14 protein-coding genes are annotated in these 13,244 nt (G+C 62.4%); 2 read left to right on the top strand and 12 right to left on the bottom strand.

The features are described from left to right. Positions 1–54 precede the first annotated feature (54 nt). The 8 genes from ccoS to ccoN all read right to left on the bottom strand — a co-directional run bounded on the left by ccoS (position 55) and on the right by ccoN (position 8,126). Positions 55–225 carry a cbb3-type cytochrome oxidase assembly protein CcoS gene (gene ccoS / locus FJ980_RS04795; protein WP_140541795.1) on the bottom strand — a complete coding sequence of 57 codons (171 nt, stop codon included), beginning with the start codon at positions 223–225 and terminating at the stop codon, positions 55–57. Next, positions 222–2,507: a cation-translocating P-type ATPase gene (locus FJ980_RS04800; protein WP_140541796.1), complete on the bottom strand. Its 2,286-nt coding sequence runs from the start codon at positions 2,505–2,507 to the stop codon at positions 222–224. Before FJ980_RS04800 ends, ccoS begins: the two co-directional genes overlap by 4 nt. After that, the gene (locus FJ980_RS04805; protein WP_140541797.1) at positions 2,504–3,019 is read right to left on the bottom strand and encodes a FixH family protein; all 516 of its coding nucleotides are present in this window, start codon (positions 3,017–3,019) and stop codon (positions 2,504–2,506) included. Before FJ980_RS04805 ends, FJ980_RS04800 begins: the two co-directional genes overlap by 4 nt. Further along, complete coding sequence (ccoG, locus tag FJ980_RS04810; protein ID WP_181181104.1) at positions 3,016–4,575, bottom strand: cytochrome c oxidase accessory protein CcoG; 1,560 nt, start codon at positions 4,573–4,575, stop codon at positions 3,016–3,018. The genes FJ980_RS04805 and ccoG overlap by 4 nt, the downstream gene beginning before the upstream one ends. A 169-nt stretch (positions 4,576–4,744) precedes the next feature. Then, complete coding sequence (gene ccoP, locus FJ980_RS04815) at positions 4,745–5,608, bottom strand: cytochrome-c oxidase, cbb3-type subunit III (RefSeq protein WP_140541798.1); 864 nt, start codon at positions 5,606–5,608, stop codon at positions 4,745–4,747. Positions 5,609–5,610: 2 nt separating this feature from the next. Beyond that, positions 5,611–5,760, bottom strand: coding sequence for a cbb3-type cytochrome c oxidase subunit 3 (locus tag FJ980_RS04820; RefSeq protein WP_140541799.1), 150 nt, complete (start codon positions 5,758–5,760; stop codon positions 5,611–5,613). Positions 5,761–5,773: 13 nt separating this feature from the next. Then, the gene (gene ccoO, locus FJ980_RS04825) at positions 5,774–6,505 is read right to left on the bottom strand and encodes a cytochrome-c oxidase, cbb3-type subunit II (RefSeq protein WP_140541800.1); all 732 of its coding nucleotides are present in this window, start codon (positions 6,503–6,505) and stop codon (positions 5,774–5,776) included. A gap of 10 nt (positions 6,506–6,515) precedes the next feature. Next, a complete protein-coding gene (gene ccoN, locus FJ980_RS04830; RefSeq protein ID WP_140541801.1) occupies positions 6,516–8,126 on the bottom strand; it encodes a cytochrome-c oxidase, cbb3-type subunit I in 1,611 nt (536 codons plus the stop codon). A 211-nt stretch (positions 8,127–8,337) separates the two neighbouring features. Between ccoN and hemN the strand changes: the two genes are divergently transcribed. Next, positions 8,338–9,717, top strand: a complete 1,380-nt coding sequence (hemN, locus tag FJ980_RS04835; RefSeq protein WP_140541802.1) for an oxygen-independent coproporphyrinogen III oxidase — start codon at positions 8,338–8,340, stop codon at positions 9,715–9,717. Positions 9,718–9,732: 15 nt separating this feature from the next. On the opposite strand, the gene FJ980_RS04840 is transcribed toward hemN, so the two are convergent. The 3 genes from FJ980_RS04840 to FJ980_RS04855 all read right to left on the bottom strand — a co-directional run bounded on the left by FJ980_RS04840 (position 9,733) and on the right by FJ980_RS04855 (position 12,056). Next, entirely contained in the window at positions 9,733–10,164 is a 432-nt protein-coding gene (locus FJ980_RS04840; RefSeq protein ID WP_140541803.1) for a potassium channel family protein, read from the bottom strand. Positions 10,165–10,208: 44 nt separating this feature from the next. Beyond that, on the bottom strand, positions 10,209–10,670 hold the full coding sequence (locus tag FJ980_RS04845) for a group III truncated hemoglobin (protein WP_140541804.1): 462 nt from the start codon (positions 10,668–10,670) through the stop codon (positions 10,209–10,211). Between the two features lie 186 nt (positions 10,671–10,856). Continuing rightward, a complete protein-coding gene (locus FJ980_RS04855) occupies positions 10,857–12,056 on the bottom strand; it encodes an NnrS family protein (RefSeq protein ID WP_140541805.1) in 1,200 nt (399 codons plus the stop codon). Positions 12,057–12,267: 211 nt separating this feature from the next. On the opposite strand from FJ980_RS04855, the gene FJ980_RS04860 reads away from it, so the two are divergent. Next, a complete protein-coding gene (locus tag FJ980_RS04860) occupies positions 12,268–12,972 on the top strand; it encodes a Crp/Fnr family transcriptional regulator (RefSeq protein ID WP_140541806.1) in 705 nt (234 codons plus the stop codon). Here FJ980_RS04860 and FJ980_RS04865 read toward each other — a convergent pair. Then, positions 12,969–13,184, bottom strand: a complete 216-nt coding sequence (locus FJ980_RS04865; protein ID WP_140541807.1) for a DUF1858 domain-containing protein — start codon at positions 13,182–13,184, stop codon at positions 12,969–12,971. The two genes, FJ980_RS04860 and FJ980_RS04865, sit on opposite strands and share 4 nt — an antisense overlap. Positions 13,185–13,244 lie beyond the last annotated feature (60 nt).

Consider the following 13,244-nt stretch of genomic DNA (forward strand, 5'->3'; position numbering starts at 1 on the left):
CCGCTTTCGTCAGCCGCTTTTCGGACATCGAGAGCGACGCCGCCTTGATCCATGTCAGTTTGATTGCCGGCCTTCGCCGTCTCGGCGATCAGGCTCGATCAGTATCCGCTCTGCTGCTCCATCGAGATCCTCATACTGGCCGCTGCGCAAAGCCCACAGGAAGCCGGACAAACCGAGCGCTCCCAGGAACAGGGCTACCGGAATGAGATAGACGAGCGTGGTCATGGGCGGGCAGCGTCGACGACATCGGTGCGGCGCCGGGCCGGCGCAGCTTCAGGTGCCGCTTTCGCCGTTGCCTGAAGCCGCATCGCGTTTGCAATCACGATCAGTGAAGAGGCGCTCATTGCGATCGCCGCGATGAGCGGCGTCACGTGGCCCAGAACGGCGATCGGAACGGCAAAGGCGTTGTACACGATCGCGATGGCGATGTTCTGGCGAATGAGCCGGCCGGCCTTGCGCGAGACATCCACCGCCAGAGGGACCGCAAGCAGGCTTTCGCGCAGGAAGACGAAATCCGCTGCCTGGCGGCCAATGTCGGCCCCGGTTGCCGGAGCCATCGAAACATGCGCCGCGCGCAAGGCCGGTGTGTCGTTGAGGCCGTCGCCCACCATCAGCACCTTGTGTCCGGCGCGGGTCAGCGCCTCGATCCACTCGACCTTTCCCGAGGGCAGCAGCGCCGGCGCGAAACTGTCGACACCCAGTGATTTGGCAACCTCGCCACAGGCCTTCGCGGTATCTCCGGACAGCATATCGACCGACATGCCGGCGTACTTCAACTGCCGGATCGCTGCCCTGGCGTCTTGTCGCAGCGCGTCCTCGAAAGCAAAACACGCAACGATGTTTCCATTCTTTGAGAGCACCGTGCCGCCATAGCCGCCGAGCTTGCCTTCCCCGCCGGTGCGAGCCTTCCAGCCCGCCCATCCGCGCCTTCCTAGGCGCCACGTATTCCCCTCCGTAATGGCTTCGATGCCGAAGCCCGGATGCTCGCTGACGGTTTCGACGACGGGCCGGCCGGAATACCCCACGTAACTGGCGATTGCCCTCGAGAACGGATGGCGGGAATGGGCCGCCATGTCCGCCGCGATCGCAAGCATGATTGGATCGATCGATGACGCATTCACCAGTTTTGGGCGCCCGAGCGTCAGCGTTCCGGTCTTGTCGAACACAGCCGTGTCGATCGTCGCGAGACGCTCCATGGCCGAACCGTCCTTGACCATGACGCCGGCCTCGAACAGACGTCGGGCCGCAACGACCTGGACGATCGGCACCGCAAGGCCGAGCGCGCAGGGGCAGGTGATGATGAGCACGGCGATGGCGATGGTCATGGCGCGGTGCCAGTCGCCGGACGCGGCCATCCAGCCAAGGAATGTCGCGAAGGCCGCCAGGTGGACCACGGGCGCGTAGAGCGCCGACACGCGATCGGCGATGCGTCGATAGCGTGAGCGGCCACCTTCGGCGGCCTCCATCAGTCGAACCATTTCCGCCAGGAAGGAATCCTTCGCGGCGGCGGTCGCCCGCATCGTCAGCGGACCCGTCAGGTTGAGCGTGCCGGCCTGCACATGGGCGCCGGCGCCGACGGTCTTTGGCGCGCTCTCCCCGGAGACGATCGAGCAATCCAGGTCGGAGCTTCCGCTGAGTACATCGCCGTCGACCGGTATGCGTTCTCCGGCCGCGATGAGCAGGCGCATTCCCGGCATCAGTTCGGCGACGGGCACGTATTCGCGCGTGCCGTCATCCGTCAGGACAAGCGAACCCCGCGACGCGAGCCTTGACAGACCATCGACTGCGGTCCGCGCGCGCTCGCGCATCACATGGTCCAGCGTGCGGCCGATCAGCAGGAAGAAGAGCAGCGACACCGAGGCGTCGAAATAGGCGTGCTCGCCGTGGTTGATGGTCTCGTAGAGGCTCATCGCGTAAGCCAGCGACACACCCACCGCGATCGGCACGTCCATGTTCATGCGGCCATGGCGCAGCGCGTTCGCGGCTGAGCGGAAGTAGATGCCGCCGGCGAAGGCCAGGGCCGGGATGGCGATCAACGCGGACAGCCAATGAAACAGATCCCGCGTCGCGCCCTCGGCGCCGGACCAGACCGATACCGACAGCAGCATGATGTTGCCTGCCGCGAAGCCGGCGACGGCGACGGCGCGGATCAGCTCCGATAGGGTTCGGTCCTTTTCCTGGATTTCCGGGTCGAACAGATGCGCCTGATAGCCAAGCCTTGAAAGCGTTGCGAAAAACGGCGGAACCTGTTCCCCGCGCCAGCGAACGGATACCCTCTTGGTTGAGAGATTGACGCGGGCGGACTCTATGTTTTCGAGCTTCGCCAGGGCCGCCTCGATCGCCTGGATGCAGCCCGCGCAATGAACGGACGGAACTGACAGATCCGTCTGGCGATAGCCGCCGTCCAGTGCGCGGCTAGCCAGTTTTATCTCGTCGCCGGAGGGCACAGCGGATGCCGCGTCCACGACCTCAAGAGCCATCTCGGCTCCCGGCGCGCAACAGCTCATTGCAGGGCTCCGTTCGCGATCATGAGGCGGCGGACGTCGCGAAATGGAGCGGCAAGGCCCGCGTCGGCATCGATCTCGACGATCCAGACGCCGTCCTTTGGCGTGTGATGCACGGCAAACTCTTGTGCATTCCCCTGACTGGCACCCGCCGGTGCGGCAAGCGTCAGGGCTTCGTCTTCCGCTTCGTAAGCCGGGTGCCGGAACAATATTCTGACGCCGTGCAGCTGCAGCGCTTTGCCGTGTTCATCGACAAGGCTGTAGCGGACTTCTCCGGAGGCGATGGTCAGCTTGCCTGTCCAGCCTAGTGCCGCCTGCGCTCGTCCTTTCCGAGCCTCCTCGTTGAACTTTTGGCTCGCCACATAGGTGTTTTCGACAACGAGGCCGGTCCAACTCTTTCGGGCGAGCGTGGCCATCGTGACGTTGACCCCGATCACCACCGCGAAGAAGCTCACGATCACGATCAACATGTGCCGGCCGGTGAACTCGCGCGACTTCTGCAAACCGGTGCTCATTTGTCGTTCTCCGGTGCGTTGAAGCTGGCGGTGTATTCGGCCGATTCCGAACTCGCCTTGTCCTCGATGCGAAATTCGAAGCTCTGCGCCGGCTCTCTGATCCGGTCTGCCGGTTGTCGAACAAAGACCTTGAGCACCTTTAGCCGGTCGGGTTCGACCGCAACGGAAAATGAGCGGCTAGGGGCCTGGTCGACACCGACAATGCTCATCTCGCCGCCGTCGAGACCCTGCAGCATGACCTCGATCGTCCTCGGCGCGGGTATCATGTTGAGCAGCTTGACCGTGTAGCCGTTGCGGATCGAGCCGTCCGAGAGCGTCACGAACTGAGGATTGCGGTCATGCAGGACATTGAGCTCCAGCCGTTCGCGCGTCAGCAGCGAATAGACGAGCACCAGGCCGATCGCCGACCATGCAACGAGATAGATGTAGGTGCGCAACCGGAAGATCTTGCCCAGATGGAAATGCGCCAGGCCGTCGACGAAAGCGCCGCTCGTTGTTCTTACCAGCGATGGATTGACTTGACTTGTGCCACCCGCGGTCGCCACCGCCATGTTGGCATTGTAGTCCGCCAGTGTTGCATAGGAGATCAGTCCGCGCTCGCGACCGAGCTTGTCCATGACGCCGTCGCAGGCATCGATGCAGAGCGCGCAGGTGATGCATTCGAGCTGCTGCCCGTCGCGGATGTCGATTCCCATCGGGCAGACGGCAACGCAGGCGTTGCAGTCGACGCAATCGCCGGCCGGCAAACCGGCGGCGAGAGCCCTTTTTGCATGGCGCGAACGCGGTTCGCCGCGCCAGTCATTGTACGTGACGGTCAGCGAATTCTCGTCGAGCATGGCGGCCTGAATTCGCGGCCATGGGCACATGTAGGTGCAGACCTGCTCGCGCATCAGTCCGCCGAAGACATAGGTGGTGCCGGTCAGGACGGCGATGGTGACATAGGCCACGGGCGCGGCCGTCCCGGTGACGACTTCGCCGAGCAGCTTCGGCGCGTCGGCGAAGTAGAAGATCCAGGCGCCGCCGGTGGCAACCGCGATGATGAGCCAGATCGCGTGCTTGGATGCGCGCAGGACAAGTTTGCGAGCGCTCCAGGGTGCGGCTTCCAGCTTGATGCGGGCGTTGCGATCGCCTTCAACCGCGCGTTCCACGACAAGGAACAGGTCCACCCAGACGGTCTGTGGGCAGGCATAGCCGCACCAGGCTCGCCCGACGGTCGATGTGATCAGGAAAAGCCCAACGCCCGCCATCATGAGAAGGCCGGCGACGTAATAGAATTCCTGCGGCCAGATCTCGATGAAGAAGAAATAAAACCGGCGATTGGCCAAGTCGATCAGGACGGCCTGATCGGGCGCAAACGGGCCGCGATCCCAGCGCAGCCATGGCGTCAGGTAATAGATGCCGAGCGTGATCGCCATCACCAGCCATTTGAACTGGCGGAAACGGCCGGAGGCCCGCTTCGGAAAGATCTTCTTGCGCGCGGCGTAAAGCGGCGGTCGCGTCTTTGCCGAGTTGACCGCTTCGGCATCGAGCCGTTCCACCTGCGCCTGATCCAGCACGACGATCTCCAATCGCGGCGAATGACGCCGCCTGTCTCCAGCAGTGTTGCAATCGCTTGCGCGCCGCGCGTTGATGCAGGTCAAATTTGAGTCATCAGAAGCAAGTCGAGGCCCGGCATGGCCGGGCCTCGTCGCTTGAGCGGCTGAGGGCCGAGAATAGGCCCCGCTCCTATTCTCCGCCGCCAAGCGAATGGACATAGACAGCCAGTTCCTTGACCGTCGTCTCGCCGAGCCGGCCGACCCAGGCCGGCATCACGCCGTTCCTCGGCGTGCGCACCTGAGAAGCAATCGCGGCTTCGCCGGAACCGTGGAGCCAGATCGCATCCGTCAGATCAGGTGCTCCGAGGTCCCTGTTGCCCTTCGCGTTGTCGCCGTGGCAGGCCGCGCAATTGTCCGCGAAAACCTTGGCGCCGGGCTCGATCAGGCTTTTGTCCCGCAGCGGTCCCGAAAGGCTGGCGACAAAGGCGCTGACCTCGGCGATCTGCTCCGGCTTGAGCACATCGGCAAAGGCAGGCATCTCCGACTGGCGGGTGTCGGCATCAGCCGCGAACCGGATTCCGTGGGTGATCGTCTGCTGGATCTGCTCCGCCTTGCCACCCCAGAGCCAATCGTCGTCGTTGAGGTTCGGAAAGTCTGTCGATCCTTGGGCGCCGGAGCCGTGGCACTGCACGCAGTTGACCTTGAATGCGGCACCGCCCGCCGCGACGGCAAATTCGCGCAATGCGTCATCTGCGGCGATCTCCGAAACCGTCTTGGATTGTATTGCCGCCACATATTTGGCCTTGGTGGCTTCCGCGGCCGCCATCTCGTTCTTGACATCGTTGCGGCTGGAAAAGCCCAGGACGCCTTTGGTGGCGGAACTCAGCATCGGCCAAGCGGGATAGGCAATCGTGTAGGCGACCGCCCAGGCGATGGTGATGTAGAAGGTTATCACCCACCAGCGCGGCAGGGGATTGTTGAGCTCCTTGATCCCGTCCCACTCATGGCCGGTGGTCGTGACGCCGGAGATTTCGTCGACATGCTCGTTGCTCATGATCAGTCGTCCTGGAGAGGAATCTGTGCGGCGTGATCGGCATGCGACTTGCCGCCCGGGCGGAACGCAAAAGCAATGCAGCCGACAAAGAACAGGGCCATTGCGAGCAGGCCCCAGCTGTCGGCGAACTCCCGCATCAAATTGTAGTCCATCGGTTGTTTCTCCTCAGCGGTAGCCGGCGGCTTCGTCGTAGTTCTTGAAATCGACCAAGGTGCCGAGCATCTGGAGATAGGCCACCAGGGCGTCCATCTCGGTGACCTGCTGGGGGTTGCCGTCGAAATCGCCGACCTTGGCCTTCGGGTATCTCTTCTCCAGGCCTGACGTGTCTGCATTGGGATCGGCCTGCGCCGTCAGATCCGCATTGGCATTGGCGATCATGTCGTCGGAGTAGGGGACACCGACGCGCCTGTTGGCGACCAGATGCGTCGAGAAGTTCTTCACCTCGATCGGGGTGTCCTTCAGGAACGCGTAGCTCGGCATGACCGACTCGGGCACGACGGAACGCGGATCGCTAAGGTGCTGGACATGCCAGCTGTTGGAGTAGCGGTCGCCGACGCGAGCGAGATCGGGTCCGGTCCGCTTGGATCCCCACTGGAACGGGTGATCGTACATCGACTCCGCCGCCAGGCTGTAGTGGCCGTAGCGTTCCACCTCGTCCCGGAACGGCCTGATCATCTGGCTATGGCAGAGATAGCAGCCCTCGCGCACGTAGATGTTGCGACCGGCCAGTTCCAGCGGCGAGTAGGGCCGCATGCCGTCGACCTTCTCGATCGTGTTATCGAGATAGAAGAGCGGCGCGATCTCGACGATGCCGCCGACTGTCACGACCAGCAGGGATCCGACGAGAAGCAGGGTTGCGTTCTTCTCGATCAGAGCGTGTCTGTCCATCAGGCCCATGTCTGGCTCCTCATTCGGCAGGCTGGAGGGCGGGCGCGGCGCCCGGCAGAGGTTGTTCCTCGCGCTGGTAGCCGCGGATGGTCATGGTGATGTTCCAGGCCATGATCAGAGCGCCGGCGAGATACATGGCGCCGCCGGTGGCGCGCATGACGTAGTAGGGGTGCATGGCGGCGACGGTCTCGGCGAAGGAATAGACAAGGAACCCTTGTTCGTCGTACTCGCGCCACATCAGGCCCTGCATGATGCCGGACACCCACATGACGGCCGCGTAAACGACGATTCCCAGCGTCGCCAGCCAGAAGTGCCAGGTGACAAGCCGCGTCGAGTAGAGCCGCGGTCGGTTCCATAGCTTCGGCACCATATAGTAGATGGCGCCGAACGAGATCAGGCCGACCCAGCCGAGCGCGCCCGAATGGACGTGGCCGATCGTCCAGTCCGTATAGTGGGACAGCGAGTTGACGGTCTTGATCGACATCATCGGCCCTTCGAAGGTCGACATGCCGTAGAAGGCGATGGCCGCAACCATCATGCGGACGATCGGATCCGTGCGGATCTTGTCCCAGGCCCCGGAGAGGGTCATGAGGCCGTTGATCATGCCGCCCCAGGAGGGCATCCACAGCATGATCGAGAACACCATGCCCAGCGTCTGAGCCCAATCGGGCAGGGCGGTGTAGTGGAGGTGGTGCGGGCCCGCCCAGATGTAGAGGAAGATCAGCGCCCAGAAGTGGATGATCGACAGGCGGTAGGAATAGACCGGCCGGTTCACCTGCTTAGGCACGAAGTAATACATCATGCCCAGGAAGCCTGCGGTGAGGAAGAAGCCGACCGCATTGTGCCCGTACCACCATTGTGTAAGCGCATCCTGGACACCAGAGAAGGCCGAATAGCTCTTCGATCCCAGGAATGATGCCGGCATCGACAGATTGTTGACGACGTGCAGCATCGCGATGGTGACGATGAAGGACAGGTAGAACCAGTTGGCGACGTAGATGTGCGGTTCCTTGCGCTTCAAAATGGTGCCAAGGAAAAGGATCAGATACGCGACCCAGACAACCGTCAGCCAGATGTCGACATACCATTCCGGCTCGGCGTACTCGCGGCTCTCGGTGATGCCGAGCAGGTATCCGGTCGCAGCCATGACGATGAAAAGCTGATATCCCCAGAAGACGAACCAGGCCAGATTGCCGCCGAACAGCCGCGCCCGACAGGTGCGTTGGACGACGTAAAGCGAGGTGCAAATCAGCGCGTTGCCGCCAAAGGCAAAGACGACGCCGGAGGTGTGCAGCGGACGCAGACGGCCGAAATTGAACCAGGGTGGGATGTTAAGATCGGGGAAAGCGAGCTGAAGCGCGATAATGACGCCGACCGTCATGCCGACGACACCCCAGAACATCGTCGCGATGGCGCCGTAGCGGACCGGTCCATCCATGTAAGCTTCCGGGTCGACCGGCAAGGCTGGCTTGAAGTCCGAGTTGCGTAACAGGATCGCGGTGAAGCCAGCGACGGCGAAGAACAAAACCCACATATGCTGGCGGAAAGGTTCATCCACGCCGAAGCCGGCGGCTACAACGGCGCCAAACGCAAACAGGCTTAGAAGGACCATCTCCGTGCCATATTTCATCGCAAGTCCCCGATCTCGTCTCGAAAGGTTCGGCGGAATTCCCGCTCGCGGCACCATTTCGGGATTTTCCGTCGCCCGGCCTTGATTCAAGTCAAACGTGAAGAGCCTTTGTTTGGGGAGGGTTGCAGCGACCGCTGGAGCATAGCCTCGGCAGTGGCCGCCTTGATCGAAATCAAGGTTTTGCCGGCGTCGTTCGGGCAGTTTGGCCGTCATGACCGCTCCCGCCGCTCCCGTCCATTCCCCGAGCCCAACTCAAACAGCGGGCCTTGGCGACAACGTGCCGCGTTACACGAGCTATCCCACGGCACCCCACTTTCATCCCGGTGTTGACGCAGTGACGGTTCGCGGGTGGATGAATGCGCTGGAGGGCGATGACGAGATATCGCTCTATGTGCACATCCCCTATTGCGACCGGTTGTGCTGGTTCTGCGCCTGCCATACCAAGCAGACGCGTCACTATGCGCCCGTCGCGACCTTCCTGCGTTCGCTTCACAAGGAGATCGAAACGGTCGGCCGCCTTGTGAGCGGCAGGGGCAGGGTCCGAGCTGTTCACTTTGGGGGCGGTTCCCCGACAATGCTCAAGCCCGAAGACATCCTCATGCTTGGAAAGGCATTGCGGGATCGGTTCGACTTCCTCGACGATGCCAGCCTCAGCGTCGAGATCGACCCAAACGATATGGACGAGGGGCGGCTCGACGCCTTCGCGGCCATCGGCATGACGCGAGCCAGCCTTGGTGTCCAGGACTTCGATCCCAGGGTGCAGAAGGCGATCAATCGCGAGCAGAGTTTCGCGCTGACCAAAGGCATTGTCGATGCGGTGCGTGCGCGGGGCGTTCTTTCCGTCAACCTGGATCTGCTCTACGGGCTGCCGCACCAGACCTGCGAGAGCGTTGCGGTGACCGTCGCCCAGGCGCTGACCCTGGCGCCGGACAGGTTGGCCCTGTTCGGCTACGCCCATGTGCCTTGGTTCAAGAAGCACCAGACGATGATCGATGAAGCCTGGCTGCCCGATTCCGCCGCGCGCCTAGCGCAGTCGCAGCTTGCCGCTCGGCTGATTGTCGATGCCGGCTATGAGGCATTGGGATTGGACCATTTCGCCAGGCCGCAGGACATGCTGGCGGTTGCCGCGCGCGCGGGCAAGATCCGCCGCAATTTCCAGGGCTATACCGAAGACCAGTGCGAAACCCTGATCGGCCTCGGTCCCTCCTCGATCAGCCGGTATCGCCAGGGCCACGCACAAAACATCGTTGCGACGGGCGAGTACGAAAAGGTCGTGAATTCCGGACGGCTGGCAATAGCCCGAGGCGTCGAATTCAGTCTGGACGATTTGGCGCGAGGGTGGATCATCGAGCGTCTGATGTGCAATTTCACCTTCTCGGCGGCAGAGCTTGTCAAACGCTTCGGAGCGGTCGGCCAAACATTGCTCTGCGAGGCGAGCCGGTTGGCTATCGGCGGCGCCGGCCAACTGCTCCGGCTCGACGGCGAAAACTTCGTCGTGCCGCAGGAAAGCCGTCCGCTCGTGCGGACGGTGGCGGCCAAGTTCGACAAATATCTCAACAATGGAACCGGCAGGCACTCGTTAGCGGTTTGAGGCCGGAACTGCGCATCAGAAGTGCTCGCCGACCTTGAAGGGACCGACACGGGTGCCGGCCGCGATCAGATAGGCAGTCGACCAGCCGATCAGCAGAAAGCCGTTGATGCCTTCCAGCGCCGCCAGGATGCGCCACCCGTGGGCAGGCACCACATCTCCGTAGCCAACCGTCGAAAAGGTGATGGTCGAAAAGTAGAGCGCCGTCTCGAAATCGCTCAGGATTCCGAGCAATCGGTACAGACCGGCCCAAAGCCAGACTTCCGCCGTCATGACCGCGAAAAGTCCCATCACCACGCTGATCATGGCGATGATCCGGCTACGCCGACCGTGCATGCGCAAGAGCGGCACAAGACGCGCCATCATGCGCGTGATCGCGATAAGACCGAACGTGTGGATCAGCACCGTCAGGCTGATGACGATCGTGCCGACGCAGAGATTGAGGACCATCCAGGCAAACTACGGAACCCGACAGCTGCAGTCCTTACGTAAAATCAAGTCGAGCCCGCAGCATTTGGCGGGGCCGCCGCGGAGCCTGGGCGAAAGAACATGGCGAGCTTCAGGCTCGCCGCTATCCGCTCCGCCCGCTCGACAAACACCGCCGCGATGCCGGGCGCGAACAGCTCTGCCGCCGTTTCGCGAAAGAGAGCCAGCCAGATGTCGAAATCGGCTTCGGTGACGTCCTTGAGCTTCAGGTGAGCGGGGACCGGCCGGCCGTTATAGTCGCCGCTCTTCAAGATGACGGAGCACCAGAAGTCCGTCATCTTCTCCAGATGAGGCTCCCAATCGCCGACAATTTCGCCGGCGAAGATAGGCCCGAGCCGCCCATCCTTTCTCACCTTGAAATAGAATTCGCGAACCAGTTTTCCTATCGACGCCCGATCGACGCCGGGGCGAAGCAGAGGCTGTTCGGCGGCAGGGCGAACCCTATCAAGCAAGACGGACTTCGAAGTCATACGGGTTCCTTGTTTCTCGAGAACTCAGGTCAATCCCAGGCGATGAGTGGCGACCCGCAGCGGCGGCGGTCACGGACATGGAAGGCCTAAATGTCAGGCGGCCCCGACCAGACAATCGCGCCGCCGCCGTCGCGGATGACGTTCGACATGTAGGCCCGGTGGATGCCCTCCACAACATGCGCTTCCTCAAGAGAGAGTCCTGCTGCGCGCATTGAGTCGCGGCCGCATCAGCATGCCGCCGAACAGCACCGCATAGCCGATGAAGGCTGCAATCCAGAACGCCGCCGAGAGATGGAGGAGAATTGCCATGGCAGGCGCCATGCCGGCGGCCACGCGCAGGATGGCGGCAACGATGATGGCGGCGAAAACCGCGCAGGTGCCGGCGCTTGCCCTCAATTCGCGGCCAGTATGGCCAAGCGTGGCGCGGGTCATGACGGCAAGCGTCATGGAGGCGATCGCTCCCACCGCAAAGGCATGAATGCCGGCCATCGCCGGAATCCTTTCCGGGGCGAGGGCGCTCAAGCCGGCAAGCAGAAGTCCAACCGGCACGAAGGCGAAGGCAACATGCAGGATCAGAACCAAAGGGTCTGGCAGGGTCCGATAGCCCGCCCAGCGGGCAAGCCGGACGGCGTTAAAGATCGCTGCGGCGATCAGCAACACGCCGGTCGCGATGGTGTCAGGAAAAAACGTCCACGCGGCGAGCGCGGCAGCCGACAGCGCGATGGTTCCGACATCGAACCTGCCGAACGATGCCGGGAGCCGGCCCGGCTTCTCGCGAACCAGCCAGTTGCGGGTGAAGCTCGGAACGATCCGCCCGCCGACAATCATGACGAGGACGACGACCGCTGCAAGACCGAGGCGCCGGCTCATGTCGGAGATGCCTTGGTAATGCGCTTCGGCATGAAACATGACATTTGCCGCAAAAAGGGTCGCGACCGGCAGCAGCACCTTGAGGTTCCGCCAGTTTCGCCCGGCAACGATCTCCGTCGCGGCGGCAGCCACCACCGCCAGAAGAAAGGAGCAGTCTATGACGGCGCTCAGGAGCCAGCCCGTTTCCGCCGAAAAGAACACGGCCGCCCGGCCCGCAATCCAGAGCAGCACGAGGGCCAGCAGACGGAGATCCTGAACCGGAAGCCGACCGGTCCAATTCGGAATTGCGGTCAGCAGGAAGCCCGTCACCACTGCCGGCAGATAGCCAAAGAGCAATTCGTGAACATGCCAGTCCAGGGGCAGGAAGGTGCTGAAGGTCTCGAGCTTGCCGTAATAGAGAGGCAGCCAAAAAAGTATAGCTGTGCCTGCCTGCAGCGAGCCGAGCAGAAAGAAGGGCCGAAACCCGTAGGAGAAAATTGCCGGATAGACGCTTGGCCGCGTCCGCGGAATTGCCATGGCATGCCTCATCGGTGACCAGGCTTGCTGCCTGTTCGATCCCATCTCTATCCCGGCCCGGAAGGATGGAATTTGCGTTAGATCAAAGCAGGCGCGTGAATGGCCGGCGGCAGCGACGGGAGCTTCACTTGTCGACGGGCTGCGGTCCGTGACAAAGTCCGGTCGCGGGGCCTTGAGCGCGTTGCGTTGTTGAAAGCGGGAGAAAAGCCAGTTGGCAAGCCTTGACCGATCGCTGATTGCCGGACTGTCCGTCTTCGAGGGGATCGCCGTCGCCGATCTCGATCGCATCGTTGGACAGGCAAGGTCGATTCGGATCGCCAGGGGTCAATCGGTGTTCGAGCAGGAACAGGAGGCTCGTTCGTTCTTCCTGCTGCTTGACGGCCATGTGCGCGTGGTGAAATCGACCCCTGCCGGGCACGAGGTGACCGTGCGATACATAGGCCCCGGCGAGCTGATGGGGATCGCCGGCGCGCTTGGCCGGACGACCTATCCGGCAAATGCCCTCGCCGCCGCCGATTGTGTGGTGCTTGCCTGGCCAAGCCATCTCTGGCCGACATTCGCGACGAGTTTTCCGAGCCTCAGCGCCAATACTTACAGGATGGTGGGAAGCAGGCTGCAGGATGCCCACACGCGGGTCATCGAAATGTCCACCGAGCAGGTCGAGCAGCGCGTCGCCAATGCATTGCTCAAGCTGGTCAAACAATCGGGAAAGAAGATCGAGGAAGGAATCCTGATCGATTTTCCGATTTCGCGCCAGGATATCGCGGAGATGACGGGCACGACGCTTCACACGGTAAGCCGGTTACTTTCGGCCTGGGAAGACCAGGGGCTGGTGAAAAGCGGGCGCCAGAGGGTCGTCGTGGTCGAGCCTCATCGGCTCGTCGTGGTCGCCGAAGCGCGTGGATCGAAAAGCTAATCCACGTCACCGCTTTTGATTGCTGCCTCAAGGTCGCGGCGAAGTTGGTCCTCGTCCAAATCATGCTCGCGCGCCGCTTCGGAAAGGGTGTGAAAGGCAGCGATCGGGCAGCCGACGCAAAGCATTCCGTGCTGGAGAACGACGCGGATCGTTGCCGGGGTCGCGCGCATGATCCCGTCCATCGTCGCATCGTCGTTCAGTTTGCGCTTCATGCAGATTGTCCGCATTTGGATGCAACAATCTGCCTGAGCCACCCGACGCGTTCGTTGCTT

It is taken from the genome of Mesorhizobium sp. B1-1-5, assembly GCF_006443065.1.
GTDB lineage: Bacteria > Pseudomonadota > Alphaproteobacteria > Rhizobiales > Rhizobiaceae > Mesorhizobium.